This is a genomic window from Streptomyces albireticuli, assembly GCF_002192455.1.
In the GTDB taxonomy this organism is placed as follows: Bacteria; Actinomycetota; Actinomycetes; order Streptomycetales; family Streptomycetaceae; genus Streptomyces; species Streptomyces albireticuli_B.
Window position 1 is genome coordinate 1,948,889 of the sequence record NZ_CP021744.1, and the last position, 20,863, is coordinate 1,969,751.

Consider the following 20,863-nt stretch of genomic DNA (forward strand, 5'->3'; position numbering starts at 1 on the left):
TCAGTTGAGGCCGAATCCGTCGAGGAGGTCGAAGATCTCGTCGTCGCTCGCTGAATCGATCTTGTCCCTCATCGTTTCCTGTTCGGTCTCCGCCGCCGTGTCCGTGCCGCCGCCGGGGGCCGCGGTGAGCCGGGCCAGGACGTCGGCCAGCCGGATCGCGATCCGCTCGCGCGCCGTGGCGCCACTGCCCTCACCGACGGCACTCGCGGCACTGTCGGTTCCCACGGCCTCGTCGGCCCGTGCGGCGACGGCCGTCAGCGCGGCCTCCAGCCTGTCGATCTCGGCGATCGCCGACTGGACGGCGGCCTCCTGGCTGCCCGCGCCGCTGAGCTCGGAGCCCAGGTACTCGACGATGGCGACCGGGGTCGGGTGGTCGAACACCAGGGTGGCCGGGAGCCGCAGGCCGGTGGCCGCGTTGAGGCGGTTGCGGAGTTCGAGCGCGGTCAGCGAGTCGAAGCCGGTCTCGCGGAACGCCCGCTCCGCGTCCACCGCGTCCGCCGAGGCGTGGCCGAGCACCGCCGCCACCTGGCCGGTGACCAGGTCGAGCAGCAGCGCCGTCCGCTCCTCCTGGGGCGCTGCCTGCACCCGCTCGCGGAACGCGCGCGCCGCGGCCGAGCCGCCGCCCGCGCCGGAGCGCGAGCCCCGGCGGGCCGGGGTCCGGACCAGGCCGCGCAGGACCGGCGGCAGACCGCCGTCGCGGGCCTGCTCGCGCAGGGCCGCGAGGTCGACGCGGATCGGTACGAGCACCGCCTCGTCGCGCGCCACGGCCGTGTCGAACAGGGCGAGTCCCTCGTCGGAGCCCATCGCCTCGACGCCGCCCCGGGAGAGGCGGGAGACGTCCCCGCCACCGAGGCCGCCCGTCATGTCGCTGGTCTCCTCCCACAGGCCCCACGCCAGCGAGGTCGCCGGCAGGCCCGCGGCGCGGCGCCACTGGGCGAGCGCGTCGAGGAAGGCGTTGGCGGCCGCGTAGTTGGCCTGGCCGGGGTTGCCGAAGACGCCGGCCGCCGAGGAGAAGAGCACGAAGGCCGAGAGACCGAGGTCCTTGGTCGCCTCGTGCAGGTTCCAGGCGGCGTCGGCCTTCGGGCGCAGGACCCGGTCGACCTGGCCGGCCGTCATGGCCGCCACCACGCCGTCGTCCAGCACGCCCGCGGCGTGCACGACGGCGGTCAGCGGGTGCGCGGCCGGTACGGACGCGAGCAGCGCGGCGAGCGCGTCGCGGTCGGCGGCGTCGCACGCGGCGACCGTGACGTGCGCGCCGAGCCCGGTGAGCTCGTCGCGCAGTGCTACGGCGCCGGGGGCGGTGAGGCCCCGGCGGCCCGTCAGCACCAGGTGGCGTACGCCGCGTTCGGTGACGAGGTGGCGGGCCAGCAGCGCGCCGAGCGTGCCGGTGCCGCCGGTGACCAGGACCGTCCCGTCGGGGTTCCACGCGACGGATCCGTCCGGCGCGGCGCCGGTGCGGGCCAAGCGCGGCACGAAGGCCTCGCCCCGCCGGATCACCAGCTGGTCCTCGTCGCCGCCGACTGCGTCGGCGAACGCCTGGAGCGTCGCGTCGTGCTCGTCCAGGTCCACGAGCGTGAAGCGGTCCGGGTTCTCCGACTGCGCGGAGCGCACCAGGCCCCACACGGCCGCGCCGGCCATGTCGGTGACGGCCTCGCCGCCGGGACCGGCCATCGCGCCGCGTGTCACCAGCACCAGGCGGGAGTCGGCGAAGCGGTCGTCGGCGACCCATGCCCGTACGAGCTCCAGGGCGCCGTGCACGGCCTCGCGGGCGGCGTCCGCCGGGGACACGCCGGCACCGGACGCGGTGCCGGCCGACGTGCCGGCGGTGTCGACGCACGTCACGACGGTGCCGGGGACGGTACCGGCAGCCAGGGCCGGCAGGTCCGCGGGGAAGCCGACGGCCCGCGAGCCGAGCGCCGGGCCCAGCTTGAAGGGGTCCTCGCCGAGGACCGCCCAGGTGCCCCTCTCCTCCGCCGGGGCACCGGCGGCCGGGGCGGGGGTCCACTCCAGCCGGAAGAGCGACTGCTGTCCCTCGTCGCCGCCGTCGGCCGCCGCGAGCTGCTCGGGCGAGACGGGGCGTACGGCGAGCGACTCCACCGAGGCGACCGGCGCGCCGTCCTCGTCGGTCAGCCAGAGGCCGACCGCACCGGACCCGGCCCGCGCCACCCGCACCCGGAGCACCGAGGCGCCGGGGGTGCGGACCGTGACACCGGACCAGGCGAAGGGAAGCGCGGCGCCGCCGCCCTGTTCCTCGCCCGGACCGGCGAAGCCGCCGAGGCCGATCACGTGCAGCGCGGAGTCCAGCAGCGCCGGGTGCAGCCCGAACGCGCCGGCCTGCGCCCGCGTCTCCTCCGCGAGCTCGATCTCCGCGAACACCTCGGAGTCGCCGCGCCATGCGGCCCGTACGCCCTGGAACACCGGGCCGTACTCCAGCCCGGCCACGCCGAGCTCACCGTAGAGCGCGGTCACGTCTACCTCCTCGGCCGCGAGCGGCGGCCAGGGCGAGGCGGTGGTGACGGGCTCCTCGGGGGCCTCCTCCGACAGGGTTCCGACCGCATGGCGCGTCCACTCCTGATCCGGCCCGGCGCTCTCGCGGCGCGAGTGGATCACTACGGAGCGGCGTCCGGTGTCGTCCGGCTCGCCGACGGTCACGCGCAGCTGGACACCACCGTTGCCGTGCAGCACCAGAGGCGCTTCCAGCGTCAGCTCGTCCACGGTCGCGCAACCGGCCTCGTCACCGGCGCGGATCGCCAGGTCGACGAACGCCGTGCCGGGCAGGAGCACCGTGCCCATGACGGCATGGTCCGCGAGCCACGGGTGGCTCTGGAGCGACACCCGGCCCGTGAGCAGGAAGCTCTCGGAGTCCGGCAGGGCGACGACCGCACCCAGCAGCGGGTGACCGGTCGAGCCCTGGCCGATGGCGGCGGCGTCACCGCCGGCCGCGGTGGCCTCCAGCCAGAAGGACTCGTGCTGGAAGGGGTAGGTGGGCAGGTCGACGACGCGGGCACCGGTGCCGGCGAAGAACGCCGGCCAGTCGACCCGGGCGCCCGCGACGTGGAGCCGGCCCAGAGCGGTGACCAGGGCGGCCGGCTCGGGACGGTCCTTGCGCAGCGCCGGGACGAACGCCATGTCGTCGGTCTCCGGCAGGCACTCCTGCGCCATCGCCGACAGCACACCGTCGGGGCCCAGCTCCAGGAACGTACGCACCCCCTGGTCGTGGAGGGTCCGGACGCCGTCGGCGAAGCGGACGGCCTCACGGACGTGGCGCACCCAGTAGTCGGCGGAGCACAGCTCCCCGGGCTCGGCGACCCGGCCGGTCACGTTGGAGATGACCGGGATCACCGGGGCGTGCAGCGTCATGCCCTCGACGACGGCCCGGAGGCCGTCCAGCATGCCGTCCATCCGGTGGGAGTGGGCGGCGTGCGAGATGTTCAGGCGCTTGGTGGTCGTGAACAGCGCGGCCACCGCCAGCGTCGCGTCCTCGTCACCGGAGAGGACGACCGACGAGGGGCCGTTGACGGCGGCGATGTCGACGCCGTCGAGCAGCACCGCCCGCACCTCGTCCTCGGTGGCGCGGACCGCCACCATCGCACCGCCCTCGGGCAGCGACTGCATGAGCGCGGCACGGGCGGCGACGAACCTGCCCGCGTCCTCCAGCGAGAACACCCCGGCGACGTGCGCCGCCGCCAGCTCGCCGACGGAGTGACCGGCGACGAAGTCCGGCCGGACGCCGAAGGACTCGGCGAGGCGGAACAGCGCGACCTCGATAGCGAACAGCGCGGGCTGCGTGTTCTCCGTACGGCCCAGCAGCGCGGCGTCGTCGAGGACCGCCCGGTCCAGGCCGAGCGCCTCGCACGCGGCGTCGAACGCCTCGGCGAACACCGGGAACGCGGCGTACAGCTCACGCCCCATCCCCGGCCGCTGCGCGCCCTGACCGGTGAACAGCGCGGCGACGCCGCCGCCGAGCACCCGGCCGGTGAGCGCCTGGGCGCCGCCGTCCACCAGGACGGCGCGGTGCTCGAAGTGCGTACGAGCCGTCGCGAGGGTGAAGCCGACGTCCACCGGGTCGAGGCCGGCGCCTGCCGTACGGACCCGGTCGGTCTGCGCGTCGAGCGCCTCCGGGGTCCTGCCGGACAGGAGCCACGGGACCGCGGGCAGCACCGCGTCGCCGGTGGTCGCGGCGGCCGGGGCCGCCGGGGCCTGCTCGATGATGACGTGCGCGTTGGTACCGCTGAACCCGAACGACGACACACCCGCACGGCGCGGGCGCCCTGCCTCCGGCCAGTCGCGCGCCTCGGTGAGGAGCTCGACCGCACCTTCCGTCCAGTCGATGTGCGGCGACGGCTCGTCGGCGTGCAGCGTCCTGGGCAGGACGCCGTTGCGCATCGCCATGACCATCTTGATGATGCCGCCGACACCGGCAGCGGCCTGGCTGTGGCCGATGTTGGACTTCAGGGAGCCGAGCCACAGCGGCTCGTCGGCCGCGCGCTCCTGGCCGTAGGTGGCGAGAAGGGCCTGGGCCTCGATCGGGTCACCCAGCGTCGTACCCGTACCGTGCGCCTCGACGGCGTCGACGTCCGCAGCCGACAGACCGGCCGTGGCCAGGGCCTGGCGAATCACCCGCTGCTGCGACGGACCGTTCGGGGCCGTCAAGCCGTTGCTCGCACCGTCCTGGTTGATCGCCGTGCCGCGCACCACCGCGAGGACGCGGTGGCCCTTGCGGCGGGCGTCCGACAGCCGCTCGACGAGCAGCATGCCGACGCCCTCGGCCCATCCGGTGCCGTCCGCACCCGCGCCGAACGCCTTGCAGCGCCCGTCGGCGGAGAGCCCCCGCTGACGCGAGAACTCCATGAAGGCACCCGGCGTCGACATGACGGTCACACCACCGGCGAGCGCCATGTCGCACTCACCGCCGCGCAGGGCCTGGACGGCCATGTGCAGGGCGACAAGCGACGACGAGCACGCCGTGTCGACGGTCACGGCCGGGCCCTCCAGCCCGAACACGTACGACAGACGGCCGGAGACCACGCTGCCGGAGGTGCCGGTGCCGAGGAAACCGTCGACACCCTCGGGGGCCGCGGCCCCCACGCCGGACGCGTAGTCGTGGTACATCGCGCCGGCGAAGACACCGGTCCGGCTGCCGCGCAGGGCGGACGGGTCGATGCCCGCCCGCTCGACGGCCTCCCAGGTCGCCTCCAGCAGCAGACGCTGCTGCGGGTCCATCGCGAGGGCCTCGCGGGGCGAGATGCCGAAGAAGCCCGGGTCGAAGTCGGCGGCCTCGTGGAGGAACCCGCCTTCGCGCGTGTACGAGGTCCCCGGGCGCTCGCCCGTCGGGTCGTAGAGGTTCTCCACGTCCCAGCCGCGGTTGTCCGGGAAGGGGGTGATGCCGTCGCGGCCGTCGAGGACGAGGTTCCACAGGTCCTCGGGCGAGGTCACGCCACCGGGGTAGCGGCAGGCCATGCCCACGATCGCGATCGGCTCGTCGGCGGCGACCACCGCCGTGACGGCGGCCGTCTCCTCCCGGGCGCCGAGCAGCGCCTCGCCGAGGTGACCGGCGAGGGCGGCGGCGGTGGGGTAGTCGAAGACGAGCGTCGCGGGGAGGCGCTGACCGGTCACCGCGTTGAGACGGTTGCGGAGTTCGACGGCGGTCAGGGAGTCGAACCCGAGCTCGGTGAACGCCCGGTCCGGCTCGACGACCGCGTTCGAGGCGTGGCCGAGGACACCGGCGACCTCCGTACGCACCAGGTCGAGCAGCAGGGCCGCGCGCTCGTGCTCCGGGAGGGCGAGGAGACGCCGGCCGAGCGAGTCCGCCTGACGGGCGTCGGCGGTCCGGCGCACCGGGCCGCGGACGAGCCCGCGCAGTATCGACGGCACCTCGCCACCGCCACGGGCCATGGCCCGCAGGTCGAGCGGCGCGGGGACAAGGAGGGCCTCGCCCGACGCCACAGCGGCGTCGAGGAGTTCCAGGCCCTGCCGGGGCGAGAGCGCGACCACACCGTTGCCGCCCATACGGGAGGTGTGCGCGGTGTCCAGCGTGCTTCCCATGCCGTCGGCGTCCTGCCAGAGGCCCCAGGCGAGGGACGTGGCGGGGAGGCCGGCGGCGGCACGCTGCTGGGCGAGAGCGTCCAGGTAGGCGTTGGCGGCCGCGTAGTTGCCCTGGCCCGCGTTGCCGAAGACACCGGCAGCGGAGGAGAACAGCACGAAGGCCGTGAGGTCCATGCCTGCCGTCAGCTCGTGCAGATGCCGGGCCGCGTCCGCCTTCGGAGCGAACACGGCATCCAGGCGCTCCGGCGACAGCGAACCGATCACACCGTCGTCAAGAACACCAGCCGTGTGGACGACAGCCGTGACGGGGTGAGCAGCGAGAAGCTCCGCCAGGGACTCCCGGTCGGCGACGTCGCACGCGGCGACGGTCACCTCAGCACCCAGAGCGGCGAGTTCATCACGCAGCTCGGCGGCACCGGGTGCTTCGAGCCCACGGCGGCTGGTGAGCAGCAGGTGACGGACACCGTGCTCCGCCACCAGGTGACGCGCCACGAGAGCGCCCAGGGAGCCCGTACCACCGGTGATCAGCACCGTGCCCTCGGCGTCCCACGCGGGTCGCGTTCCGGCCGTGACCGAGGCGCGGGCGAGACGCGGCGCGTGCGCCGCACCGGCGCGCAGCGCCACCTGCGGCTCGTCCCCGAGGAGGGCGAGAGCCTCCGGGGAGACCTCGCCGTCCACGTCGAGGAGGACGAAGCGGTCGGGGTTCTCGGACTGCGCCGAACGCACCAGGCCCCACACGGCGGCCTGATCCGGGTCGACGTCCGTGTCGCCCGGGAGCGCCACCGCGCCCCGGGTCACCAGAACGAGCCGGGAGTCGGCGAACCGCTCGTCGGCCGCCAGCCACCCCTGCACCAGGCCCAGCGCGCCATGGGCGTCGAGGCCCTGTGCGGCGACCAGTCCGGGTACGGGCGCGCCCTGGTCCACGGCCTCGTACAGCGCCGCGAGGTCCGGGTGGTCCGAACCGAGGACGGTCACGGACACGGCGTCGGCGCGGGTCGCGACCGGCACCCAGTCCAGCCGGAACAGCACGTCCCGCATGCTCTGGTCGGCCGCCCGGCGCAACTGGTCGGCGGCGACCGGCCGGACGACGAGCGACTCCACCGTCGCCACCGCCGTACCGCTCGGGTCCGCCAGGTCCAGCGCCACACCGCTGCCGTCGGGCGTCGCCCGCAGCGCGACGCGCAGCGCCGTGGCGCCGGCGGCGTGCAGGGTCACGCCCGACCAGGCGAAGGGGAGCCGCGGGGCGTCCGCGTCCGCGCCCGCCGCGAAGTCGCCCAGCACGATGGCGTGCAGCGCGGCGTCGAGCAGGGCGGGGTGCGCGCCGAACGTGTCGGTGCCGGGGGTGCCCTCGGGCAGGGTCACCTCGGCGTAGACCGTGTCACCCTCGCGCCAGGCGGCGGTCACGCCCTGGAAGACGGGGCCGTACTCCAGCCCGGCCTCGGCGAGACCGGCGTAGAGCCCGTCGATGTCGACCGCCTGGGCGCCGGCCGGCGGCCACACCGACAGGTCGGTACCACCGGTGGCGGCGGCCGAGGACAGGAAGCCGGACGCGTGACGCGTCCACGCCTCGTCCTCGGGCGCCTCCTCCGGCCGCGAGTACACGGCAAGGGACCGACGGCCCGACCCGTCCGGCTCACCGACGAGAACGCGCAGCTGGACGCCGTCGCGCTCGGCGAGCACGAGCGGCGCTTCGAGCGTGAGCTCGTCGACGGTCGCGCAGCCGACCTCGTCACCCGCGCGGACCGCCAGCTCGACGAAGGCCGTGCCCGGGAGCAGAACGCTGCCGGCGACGACGTGATCGGCGAGCCAAGGGTGCGTACGCGGCGACAGCCTGCCGGTGAGCAGGTAGCCGTCAGGCAGCGTGACCACGGCACCCAGGATGGGGTGATCGGCCGAGCCCTGCCCGACGGAGGCCACATCGCTGCTGGTCGTGGCCGCTTCGAGCCAGTAGGACTGCCGCTGGAAGGGGTAGGTCGGCAGGTCGACGCGGCGGGCGCCGGAGCCGGCGAAGAACGCCGGCCAGTCGACCCGGGCGCCGGTGAGGTGGAGACGGCCGAGAGCGGTGACCAGGGAGGTCAGATCCGGGCGGTCCTTACGGAGGGCGGGGACGAACGCCACGTCGTCGGCGTCGGCCAGGCACTCCTGCGCCATCGCCGACAGAACACCGTCGGGGCCCAGCTCCAGGAACGTACGGACGCCTTCGGCGTGGAGCGTACGAACACCGTCGGCGAAACGGACGGCTTCGCGGACGTGACGCACCCAGTACTCGGGCGAGGTCAGGTCATCGGCCACAGTGCCGGTGACATTGGAGACGACCGGGATCGAAGGCACGGTGTAGGTAAGGGACTCGGCGACCTTGCGGAAGTCGTCCAGCATCCCGTCCATGCGGTGCGAGTGGAACGCGTGCGAGACGTTCAGACGGCGGGTCTTCTCGAAGTGCCCCGCCACCTGCTCGACAGCGGCCTCGTCACCCGAGATCACCACAGAGGACGGCCCGTTGATCGCGGCGATGTCGACACCGTCGACCAGCGCGGCACGGACCTCATCCTCGGTCGCGCGCAGCGACACCATCGCACCACCGGCAGGCAGCGCCTGCATCAGGGCAGCACGGGCCGCTACAAGCTTCGCGGCGTCCTCCAGCGAGAACACTCCGGCGACGTGCGCCGCCGCGATCTCACCGATGGAATGACCGGCGAGGAGGTCGGGGCGCACACCCCAGGACTCCACCAGGCGGTAGAGGGCGACCTCGACGGCGAACAGCGCGGGCTGCGTGTGCTCCGTTCGGGCCAGCAGCTCGGCGTCGTCCAGAACGGCCGCGTCCAGGCCCAGCGCCGCGCACGCGGCGTCGAAGGCACCGGCGAACACCGGGTAGGCCGCGTACAGCTCACGGCCCATCCCGGCCCGCTGAGCACCCTGCCCGGTGAACAGCGCGGCGACCTTGCCGCCCAGCGCGCGGCCGACGAGCGTGTGCCCGTCCACCACGACGGCCCGGTGCTCGAACCGCGCACGCGCCGTCGCGAGGGTGAAGCCGACGTCCACCGGGTCGAGGTCGGCACCGGCCTCCCGCACCCGCTCGATCTGCGCGTCGAGCGCCTCGGGCGACTTCGCCGAGACCACCCACGGCACCACCGGCAGAACGACATCGCCGGCGGTCGCGGCGGCCGGGGCCGTCGGGGCCTGCTCGATGATCACGTGGGCGTTGGTACCGCTGAAGCCGAACGACGAGATGCCCGCACGGCGCGGACGCCCCGCCTCCGGCCAGTCGCGCGCCTCGGTGAGGAGCTCGACCGCACCTTCGGTCCACTCCACCTGGTCCGTGGGCGTGTCGGCGTGCAGCGTCTTCGGCAGGACGCCGTGACGCATGGCCATGACCATCTTGATGATGCCGCCGACACCGGCAGCCGCCTGGCTGTGACCGATGTTCGACTTCAGGGAGCCGAGCCACAGCGGCTCGTCCCCGGCCCGCTCCTGGCCGTAGGTGGCGAGGAGGGCCTGGGCCTCGATCGGGTCACCCAGCGTCGTACCGGTGCCGTGCGCCTCGACGGCGTCGACGTCCGCAGCCGACAGACCGGCCGTGGCCAGGGCCTGGCGAATCACCCGCTGCTGCGACGGACCGTTCGGGGCGGTCAGGCCGTTGCTCGCACCGTCCTGGTTGATCGCCGAACCACGCACGACACCCAGCACCTGGTGACCGTTACGCCGCGCGTCCGACAGCCGCTCGACAAGCAGCATGCCCACGCCCTCGGCCCAGCCCGTACCGTCCGCACCCGCACCGAACGCCTTGCAACGACCGTCCGCCGACAGCCCCCGCTGACGCGAGAACTCCACGAACGCGCCAGGCGACGACATGACGGTCACACCACCGGCCAGGGCGAGTTCGCACTCACCGGCCCGCAGCGCCTGCACCGCCATGTGCAGCGCGACCAGCGACGACGAGCACGCCGTGTCGACGGTCACCGCCGGACCCTCAAGCCCGAACACGTACGACAGACGGCCCGACACGACGCTGCCGGAGGTGCCCGTGCCCAGGAAGCCGTCGACCTCCTTCACCGATCCCTCGGAGCCGACGCCCTGCGCGTAGTCGTGGTACATCGCACCGGCGAAGACACCGGTCCGGCTGCCGCGCAGCGCGGACGGGTCGATACCGGCGCGCTCGACGGCCTCCCACGTGGTCTCCAGCAGCAGACGCTGCTGCGGGTCCATCGCGAGGGCCTCACGCGGCGAGATCCCGAAGAACGCCGGGTCGAACTCGCTCGCGTCGTGCAGGAAGCCGCCCTCAAGGGTGTACGAGGTCCCCGGGCGCTCGCCCGTCGGGTCGTACAGGGAGTCGAGGTCCCAGCCACGGTCGACGGGGAATCCGGAGACTCCGTCACGGCCGTCACGGACGAGGTTCCACAGGTCCTCGGGGGAGGTCACGCCGCCGGGGTAGCGGCAGGCCATCCCGACGATCGCGATCGGGTCGTCGCCGGAGGACGTCCGCACCGTCACCGGCCGGGCGTCCTGCGCCGCGCCGCCGGCCAGCTCCTCCAGGAGGTGGTCCTTGATCGCGGCGGCGGTCGGGTAGTCGAAGACGAGCGTCACGGGCAGCCGCAGGCCGCTCGCCGCGTTGAGACGGTTGCGCAGCTCGACGGCGGTCAGGGAGTCGAACCCGAGCTCGGTGAACGCCCGGTCCGGCTCGACGGCCTCGTTGGAGGCGTGGCCGAGGACACCGGCGACCTCCGTACGGACCAAATCGAGCAGCAGGCCCGCACGCTCCCCCTCGGGAAGCCCGAGGAGACGGCGGCGCAGGGAATCCGCCTGACGGGCATCGGCGGTCCGGCGCACCGGGCCACGGACGAGCCCGCGCAGTATCGACGGCACCTCACCGCCGCTGCGGGCCATGGTCCGCAGATCGAGCGGCGCGGGCACGAGCAGCGTCTCGCCCGACGCCACGGCGGCATCGAGGAGGGCGAGGCCCTGGGCGGGGGTGAGGGCGATGACACCTTCCTGCGCCATGCGCGAGGCATGGGTGGTGTCGAGCCCGGCGCCCATGCCGTCGGTGTCCTCCCACAGGCCCCAGGCGAGGGACGTGGCGGGGAGACCGGCGGCGGCACGCTGCTGGGCGAGAGCGTCCAGGTAGGCGTTGGCGGCCGCGTAGTTGCCCTGACCCGCGTTGCCGAAGACACCGGCGGCGGAGGAGAACAGCACGAAGGCCGACAGGTCCATGCCCGCGGTCAGCTCGTGCAGGTGCCGCGCCGCGTCCGCCTTCGGGGCGAACACGGCATCCAGGCGCTCCGGCGACAGCGAACCGATGACACCGTCGTCAAGAACACCAGCCGTGTGGACGACAGCCGTGACGGGGTGAGCAGTAAGAAGCTCCGCCAGGGACTCCCGGTCGGCGACGTCGCACGCGGCGACGGTCACCTCAGCACCCAGAGCGGCGAGTTCATCACGCAGCTCGACGGCGCCAGGCGCGTCGAGACCACGACGGCTCGTCAGCAGCAGGTGACGGACACCGTGCTCCGCCACCAGATGACGGGCGACGAGCGCACCCAGCGCACCCGTACCACCGGTGATCAGCACCGTACCCTCGGCGCTCCACTGCGGCCGGGCCTCTGCGGCAACAGCCGCGCGGGCGAGACGCGGCGCGAAGACCGCTCCCCCACGCACCGCGATCTGCGGCTCGTCACCGACAAGGGCAAGCGCCTCGCGGGAGACCTCGCCGTCCACGTCGAGGAGGGCGAAACGGCCGGGGTTCTCGGACTGTGCCGAACGCACCAGGCCCCACACGGCGGCCTGATCCGGGTCGACGTCCGTGTCACCGGCAACAGCCACCGCGCTACACGTCACCAGGACGAGGCGGGAGCCGGCGAACCGCTCCTCCGCCAGCCACTCCTGAACCAGCGCGAGCACAGCGCGGACATCGGATGCGACAGCGGCAACCAGCGCCGGGGCGGCCTCCACGGCCCGGCCCAGCGCCGCCAGATCCTCGTGGTCCGAACCCAGCAGCGCCACCGGAACATCCGAGGCCGAAGCCGCGACCGGCACCCACTCCACGCGGAACATCGAGTCGCGGAGCGCACGGTCGGCCGCCCGCAGCTCGTCGGCGGCTACCGGCCGCACCACCAGCGACTCCACCGACGCCACAGCGGCACCAGCGGCATCCGCCATCTCCAGCGCGAAGCCCTCCGCGCCCGGAACCAGCCGCACCCGCACCCGGGACGCACCGGCAGCCGCCAGCGACACCCCGCGCCACACGAACGGCAGCTCGGGGCGATCCGTACCCTGCCCCGTGTTCAGCGCGTTGACGTGCAGCGCGGCGTCGAACAGTGCCGGGTGCAGACCGTACGACGCGACGTCCGTACCCTCCGGCAGCGCGACCTCGGCGAACACCTCGTCACCACGACGCCAGACAGCCTCCACCCCCTGGAAGACCGGACCGTACTCCAGCCCCGCCTCGGCAAGACCCGCGTACAGACCGTCGACATCGACGACCTCGGCACCGGCCGGCGGCCACACCGACAGATCCGCACCACCGGCAGCAACAGCCACGGACAGGAAACCGGACGCATGACGCGTCCACAGCTCGTCGCCCTCGGGGCGAGAGTGGATGGACAGGCTCCGGCGCCCCTCGGCGTCGGGCTCACCCACCGTGACCCGGAGCTGGACCCCGCCCTGCTCGGCGAGCGCCAGCGGCGCCTCCAGCGTCAGCTCGTCCAGAACGGCGCAGCCGACCTCGTCGCCCGCACGGATCGCGAGCTCGACGAAGGCCGTACCGGGGAGGAGAACCGTCCCCATGACCACGTGCTCGGCGAGCCACGGGTGGCTCTTGAGCGACACGCGGCCGGTGAGGAGGAACTCTTCCGAGTCGGGCGTACCGACGACAGCACCCAACAGCGAGTGGCTGACCGCGTCCTGTCCCACAGAGCTGACGTCGCCGCCGCTCACCGCCGCTTCGAGCCAGTAGGACTGCCGCTGGAAGGGGTAGGTGGGCAGGTCGACGCGGCGGGCGCCGGAGCCGGCGAAGAAGGCCGGCCAGTCGACGCGGGCACCGGTGATGTGCAGGCGACCGAGAGCGGTGACGAGGGCGGCCGGTTCGGGGCGGTCCTTACGGAGGGACGGGACGAAGGCGATGTCGTCCGCGGCGGCGGCGGCCAGGCACTCCTGGGCCATGGCGGACAGGACACCGTCGGGGCCGAGCTCCAGGAAAGTGCGGACACCTTCGGCGTGGAGCGTCTGGATGCCGTCGGCGAAACGGACGGCCTCACGGACGTGACGGACCCAGTACTCGGGGAGGTCAGGTCGTCGGCCACGGTGCCGGTGACGTTGGAGACGACCGGGATCGAAGGCACGGTGTACGTGAGGGACTCGGCGACCTTACGGAAGTCGGCCAGCATCCCGTCCATGCGGTGCGAGTGGAACGCGTGCGAGACATTCAGGCGACGGGACTTCTCGAAGTTCCCCGCCACCTGCTCGACAGCGGCCTCGTCACCCGAGATCACCACAGAGGACGGGCCGTTGATCGCGGCGATGTCGACACCGTCGACCAGCGCGGCGCGGACCTCTTCCTCGGTCGCGCGCAGCGACACCATGGCGCCACCGGTAGGCAGCGCCTGCATCAGCGCGGCACGGGCAGCGACCAGCTTGCCCGCATCCTCCAGCGAGAACACACCAGCGACATGCGCCGCCGCGATCTCACCGATGGAGTGACCCGCGAGGAAGTCGGGGCGGACACCCCAGGATTCGACGAGACGGTAGAGCGCGACCTCCACCGCGAACAGCGCAGGCTGCGTGTTCTCGGTACGAGCCAACGACTCCGCATCCTCCAGAACGGCCGCATCCAGCCCCAGCGCCACACAAGCAGCGTCGAAGGCAGCAGCGAACACCGGGTAGGCCGCGTACAGCTCACGCCCCATCCCCGCCCGCTGAGCACCCTGACCCGTGAACAGCGCGGCGACCTTGCCACCCAGCACACGACCCGAGACGACCCGCTCGCCGTCCACCAGAACGGCGCGGTGCTCGAACTGCGCGCGCGACGTAGCCAGCGTGAAACCGACACCCACCGGGTCGAGCCCGGCAGCAGCCTCGGCCACCTGGGCGACCTGCGCATCCAGCGCCTCGGGCGACTTGCCCGAGACCACCCACGGCACCACCGGCGGAACGACATCGCCGGTCACCGGGGCAGCCTTGGCCGCCGGCGCCTGCTCAAGGATGACGTGCGCGTTCGTGCCGCTGAAGCCGAACGACGACACACCCGCACGACGCGGACGGCCGGTCTCCGGCCACTCGCGCGCCTCGCCGAGGAGCTCGACAGCGCCCTCGGACCAGTCGATGTGCGAGGACGGCTCGTCCACGTGCAGCGTCTTGGGCAGGACGCCGTGGCGCATCGCCATGACCATCTTGATGATCCCGCCGACACCGGCAGCCGCCTGGCTGTGACCGATGTTCGACTTCAGGGAGCCGAGCCACAGCGGCTCGTCCCCGGCCCGCTCCTGACCGTAGGTGGCGAGGAGCGCCTGCGCCTCGATCGGGTCACCCAGCGTCGTACCCGTACCGTGCGCCTCGACGGCGTCGACGTCCGCAGCCGACAGACCGGCCGTGGCCAGGGCCTGGCGAATCACCCGCTGCTGCGACGGACCGTTCGGGGCGGTCAGGCCATTGCTGGCGCCGTCCTGGTTGATCGCCGAGCCACGCACGACACCCAGCACCTGGTGACCGTTACGCCGTGCGTCCGACAGCCGCTCGACAAGCAGCATGCCCACGCCCTCGGCCCAGCCCGTACCGTCCGCACCCGCACCGAACGCCTTGCAACGACCGTCCGCCGACAGCCCCCGCTGACGCGAGAAGTCGATGAACGCGCCCGGCGTCGACATGACGGTCACACCACCGGCCAGGGCGAGTTCGCACTCACCGGCCCGCAGCGCCTGGACGGCCAGGTGCAGGGCGACCAGCGACGACGAACACGCCGTGTCCACCGTCACCGCCGGGCCTTCCAGCCCGAACAGGTACGAGACGCGGCCCGAGGCCACGCTGCCCGCCGTGCCCGTGCCGACGAAGGCGTCGACGCCTTCGGGCTCCGCCCCCGTGAGACCGGTGGCGTAGTCGTGGTACATCACGCCGGCGAAGACACCGGTCCGGCTGCCGCGCAGCGCGGACGGATCGATACCGGCGCGCTCGACGGCCTCCCACGTGGTCTCCAGCAGCAGACGCTGCTGCGGGTCCATCGCCAGCGCCTCGCGCGGGCTGATCCCGAAGAACGCCGGGTCGAACTCGTCGGCGCCGTGCAGGAAACCGCCCTCACGGGTGTAGCTCTTGCCCGGCAGGCCCGGCTCGGGGTCGTAGAGGTCCTCCAGGTCCCAGCCGCGGTTGGCCGGGAAGGGGGTGACCCCGTCGCGGGCGTCGCGGACGAGGTTCCACAGGTCCTCGGGCGAGGTCACGCCGCCGGGGTAGCGGCAGGCCATGCCCACGATCGCGATCGGGTCGTCCGCCGCGACCAGGGTGGTGGCAGCGGGAACGGCCTCGTCCTCGTCCGCGCCGACGACCGTCTCGCCGAGGTATCCGGCGAGGGCGGCGGCGGTGGGGTAGTCGAAGACCAGCGTCGCGGGCAGACGGAGCCCGGTCACCGTGTTGAGGCGGTTGCGGAGTTCGACGGCGGTCAGGGAGTCGAACCCGAGCTCGGTGAACGCCCGGTCCGGCTCGACGGCCGTGTTGGAGGCGTGGCCGAGGACCCCGGCGACCTCCGTACGCACCAGGTCGAGCAGCAGGCCCGCACGCTCCCCCTCGGGAAGCCCGAGGAGACGGCGGCGCAGGGAATCCGCCTGACGGGCGTCGACGGTACGCCGCACCGGCACCCGCACCAGGCCACGCAGCATCGACGGCAGGTCGCCGCCGCCACGGGCCATGGCCCGCAGGTCCATCGGAGCGGGGACGAGGACGGGCTCGCCCGACGCCACCGCGGCGTCGAAGAGGGCGAGGCCGGTGCCGTGCGTCAGGGCGAGCATGCCGTTGCCGCCCATGCGCGAGGTGTGTGCCGTCTCCAGCGCACCCCCCATGCCGTCGGCGCCGTCCCACAGGCCCCAGGCGAGGGACGTCGCGGGCAGACCGGCGGCGACGCGCTGCTGGGCGAGCGCGTCCAGATAGGCGTTGGCGGCCGCGTAGTTGGCCTGTCCGGCGGCGCCGAGGGTACCGGCGACGGAGGAGAAGAGGACGAACGCCGACAGGTCCATCCCTGCCGTCAGCTCGTGCAGGTGCCGGGCCGCGTCCGCCTTCGGGGCGAACACGGCGTCCAGACGCTCCGGCGAGAGCGATCCGATCACACCGTCGTCGAGGACACCGGCGGTGTGGACGACGGCGCTGATCGCGTGCGATGCCAGCAGAGCCGAGACCGCGTCGCGGTCGGCGACGTCACAGGCCGCGACGGTCACCTCAGCCCCCAGAACGGCGAGTTCGTCGCGCAGCTCGACGGCACCGGGCGCGTCGAGACCACGGCGGCTGGTCAGCAGCAGGTGCCGGACACCGTGCTCCGCCACCAGGTGACGCGCCACGAGGGCACCGAGCGCACCCGTACCGCCGGTGATCAGAACTGCGCCCTCGGCGCCCCAGACACCCTGGCCATCAGCGGCAGCGACCGCAGCGCGGGCGAGGCGCGGCGCGAAGACCGCTCCCCCACGCACCGCCACCTGCGGCTCGTCGCCGACAAGGGCGAGAACCTCCGGGGAAATCTCCTCGTCGAGATCGAGAAGGACGATGCGGTCCGGGTTCTCGGACTGCGCCGAACGCACCAGACCCCACACGGCGGCCTGGTCCGGGTCGACGTCCGTGTCGCCCGCAACGGCCACAGCACCCCGGGTCGTCAGGACGAGGCGGGAATCGGCGAACCGCTCCTCCGCCAGCCACTCCTGAACCAGCGCGAGCACACCGCGAACGTCAGCGGCGACAGCGGCAACGAGCGCCGGGACCTCCACGGCCCGGCCCAGCGCCGCCAGATCCTCGTGGTCCGAACCCAGCAGCGCCACCGGAACATCCGAGGGCGAGGCCGCGACCGGCACCCACTCCACGCGGAACATCGAGTCGCGGAGCGCACGGTCGGCCGCCCGCAGCTCGTCGGCGGCCACCGGCCGCACCACCAGCGACTCCACCGACGCCACAGCGGCACCAGCGGCATCCGCCATCTCCAGAGCCACACCGCCGCCATCGGCCGTGCCCCGCATCCGCACCCGGAGCGCCGTGGCGCCACTGGCGTGCAGGTTCACACCCGACCAGGCGAACGGCAGCTGCGGGCCGTCCTGGCCCGCGACGAAACCACCCAGCACGAGGGAGTGCAGCGCGGCGTCGAACAGTGCCGGGTGCAGACCGTACGACGCGACGTCCGTACCCTCCGGCAGCGCGACCTCGGCGAACACCTCGTCACCACGACGCCAGACAGCCTCCACCCCCTGGAAGACCGGACCGTACTCCAGCCCCGCCTCGGCAAGACCCGCGTACAGACCGTCGACATCGACGACCTCGGCACCGGCCGGCGGCCACACCGACAGATCCGCACCACCGGCAGCAACAGCCACGGACAGGAAACCGGACGCATGACGCGTCCACGCCTCGTCCTCCGGCGCGCCCTCCGGACGCGAGTACACGGCCAGGGCCCGACGACCCGACCCGTCCGGCTCGCCGACCAGAACGCGCAGCTGAACGCTGTCGCGCTCGGCGAGGACGAGCGGGACCTCCAACGTCAGGTCGTCGACGGCCGTGCAACCGGCCTCGTCACCCGCGCGGATCGCCAGGTCCACGAACGCCGTGCCCGGCAGCACGACGCTGCCCGCCACCGCGTGGTCCCCCAGCCACGGGTGCGTACGGAGCGACAACCGCCCACTGAAGACATAACCACCTGAGTCGGGCAGCGCGACGACAGCACCGAGCATGGCGTGCCCGGCGGCACCGAGGCCGGCGGACTCGACATCGCCCTGACCGGGCCGGCCTTCGAGCCAGTAGGACTGGTGCTGGAAGGCATAGGTCGGCAGGTCGACACGACGGGCGCCGGAGCCGGCGAAGAAGGCGGACCAGTCGACGCGGGCGCCGGTGAGGTGCAGGCGACCGAGAGCGGTGACGAGAGACGCCGGCTCCGGGCGGTCCTTACGGAGAGCCGGGACGAAGGCGACGTCCTCGGCGTCGGTCAGGCACTCCTGGGCCATCGCCGACAGGACACTGTCCGGGCCCAGTTCCAGGAAGGTGCGGACGCCTTCGGCGTGGAGCGTCTGGATGCCGTCGGCGAAGCGGACGGCATCGCGGACGTGACGGACCCAGTACTCGGGCGAGGTCAGCTCGTCGGCCAGAGCACCGGTGACGTTGGAGACCACAGGGATCGCCGGAACGCTGTAGACCAGCGACTCGGCCACCGCGCGGAACTCCGCCAGCATGCCGTCCATGCGGTGCGAGTGGAACGCGTGCGAGACATTCAGGCGACGGGACTTCTCGAAGTGCCCGGCGACCTGCTCGACAGCGGCCTCGTCACCTGAGATCACCACGGACGACGGGCCGTTGATCGCGGCGATGTCGACACCGTCGACCAGAACCGCGCGGACCTCGGCCTCGGTCGCCCGCAGAGACACCATCGCGCCACCGGACGGCAGCGCCTGCATGAGCGCGGCACGGGCAGCGACCAGCTTGCCCGCGTCCTCCAGCGAGAACACACCCGCCACATGCGCAGCAGCAATCTCACCGATCGAATGACCCGCGAGGAAGTCGGGGCGGACACCCCAGGATTCGACGAGACGGTAGAGCGCGACCTCCACCGCGAACAGCGCAGGCTGCGTGTTCTCCGTACGAGCCAGCAACTCGGCATCGTCCAGAACAGCGGGGTCGAGCTTCAGCGCCGCACAAGCAGCATCGAACGCCTCCGCGAAAACGGGGTAGGCCGCGTACAGCTCACGGCCCATACCGGCCCGCTGGGCACCCTGACCGGTGAAGAGCGCGGCGACCTTGCCACCCAGCACCCGGCCCTTGACCGCCTGACCGTCGACGACCACGGCCCGGTGCTCGAACTGCGCCCGCGCCGTAGCCAGCGTGAAGCCGACACCCACCGGGTCCAGCTCAGCAGCAGCGCCCACGACCTGGGCGACCTGCGCATCCAGGGCCTCGGGCGACTTGCCCGACACCACCCACGGCACCACCGGTAGCTCGACAGCGTCACCGCCGGCCTCGACCGCTGCCGGCGCCTGCTCGATGATGACGTGCGCGTTGGTACCGCTGAACCCGAACGACGACACACCCGCACGACGCGGGCGACCGGTCTCCGGCCACTCGCGTGCGTCACCGAGGAGCTCGACAGCGCCCTCGGACCAGTCGATGTGCGGCGACGGCTCGTCCACGTGGAGGGTCTTCGGCAGGACGCCGTGCCGCATGGCCATGAGCATCTTGATGATGCCGCCGACACCGGCAGCCGCCTGGGCGTGGCCGATGTTCGACTTCAGGGAGCCGAGCCACAGCGGCTCGTCCCCGGCCCGCTCCTGACCGTACGTGGCCAGCAACGCCTGCGCCTCGATCGGGTCACCCAGCGTCGTACCCGTACCGTGCGCCTCGACCACGTCGATCTGAGCGGCGGACAGACCGGCCGAGGCCAGGGCCTGCCGGATCACCCGCTGCTGCGACGGACCATTAGGCGCCGTCAGACCATTGCTCGCACCGTCCTGGTTGATCGCCGAACCACACACGATGCCCAGGACCTGGTGGCCCTTGCGGCGCGCGTCCGACAGCCGCTCGACGAGCAGCATGCCCACGCCCTCGGCCCAGCCCGTGCCGTCCGCCTCCGCGCCGAAGGCCTTGCAGCGGCCGTCCGCCGACAGCCCCCGCTGACGCGAGAAGTCGACAAAGGCGGCCGGTGTCGACATGACGGTCACACCACCCGCGAGCGCCATGTCGCACTCACCGGCCCGCAGCGCCTGCACCGCCATGTGCAGCGCGACCAGCGACGACGAACACGCCGTGTCCACCGTCACCGCCGGACCCTCAAGCCCGAACAGGTACGACACACGGCCGGACGCGATGCTGCCCGCCGTGCCCGTACCGATGAAGCCGTCGATGCCCTCGGGAAGTCCGCCGGTGATGTCGGTGGCGTAGTCGTGGTACATCACACCGGCGAACACGCCGGTACGGCTGCCCCGCAGGGCCGTCGGGTCGATACCGGCCCGCTCGATCGTCTCCCACGTGGTCTCCAGCAGCAGACGCTGCTGCGGGTCCATCGCCATGGCCTCACGCGGCGAGATCCCGAAGAACGCCGGATCGAACTCGTCGGCGCCGTGCAGGAAACCGCCCTCACGCGTGTACGAGGAGCCGGGCCGCTCACCCGTCGGGTCGTACAGGTTCTCCAGATCCCAGCCACGGTTGACCGGGAACCCGGAGACACCGTCCCGCCCACCCGCGACCAGCTCCCACAAGTCCTCGGGCGAGGTCACCCCACCCGGGTAGCGGCAGGCCATGCCGACGATCGCGATCGGGTCGTCGGAGGCGGCGACGGTGGCCGTGGCCTCCGGTGCCTCGTCGTCCCCCGTGCCGAGGACCGTCCCGCCGAGGTATCCGGCGAGGGCGGCGGCGGTGGGGTAGTCGAAGACCAGCGTCGCGGGCAGGCGCAGGCCGGTCGCCGTGTTCAGGCGGTTGCGCAGCTCGACGGCGGTCAGGGAGTCGAACCCGAGCTCCGTGAAGGCGCGCTCCGGCTCGATCGCCACGCCGGACGCGTGGCCCAGCACCTCCGCGACCTCGTCGCGCACCAGGTTCAGCAGCGCGGCCGGGCGCTCGTCGGCCGCGAGGCCGAGGAGGCGCCGGCGCAGGGAGTCGGCCTGGCGGGCGTCGA

At 73.1% G+C, this 20,863-nt stretch carries 2 protein-coding genes and 1 pseudogene (1 of these 3 only partly in view); all 3 read right to left on the minus strand.

Going from position 1 to position 20,863, the window contains the following annotated elements:
• Positions 1-12,195 (minus strand): SDR family NAD(P)-dependent oxidoreductase, encoded by a 12,195-nt coding sequence (locus tag SMD11_RS36280; protein WP_418952511.1) that lies wholly within the window; start codon positions 12,193-12,195, stop codon positions 1-3.
• Positions 12,181-12,972 (minus strand): annotated as a pseudogene (locus SMD11_RS37025) (polyketide synthase dehydratase domain-containing protein); the annotation flags it as partial. The gene SMD11_RS36280 and the pseudogene SMD11_RS37025, both read right to left, overlap by 15 nt.
• Positions 12,969-20,863: the final stretch of a type I polyketide synthase gene (locus SMD11_RS36285; RefSeq protein ID WP_234365965.1), read on the minus strand. 9,922 nt of this gene lie beyond the right edge of the window; the window shows 7,895 of its 17,817 coding nt (coding positions 9,923-17,817); its start codon lies beyond the right edge, outside the window — the gene reads right to left on this strand; it ends in the stop codon at positions 12,969-12,971. The pseudogene SMD11_RS37025 and the gene SMD11_RS36285, both read right to left, overlap by 4 nt.

Coding starts and splice junctions, on each gene's coding strand:
- SMD11_RS36280 (WP_418952511.1), bottom strand. CDS start 12,195: ATGGCGGATGCCGCTGGTGCCGCTGTGGCGTCGGTGGAGTCGCTGGTG.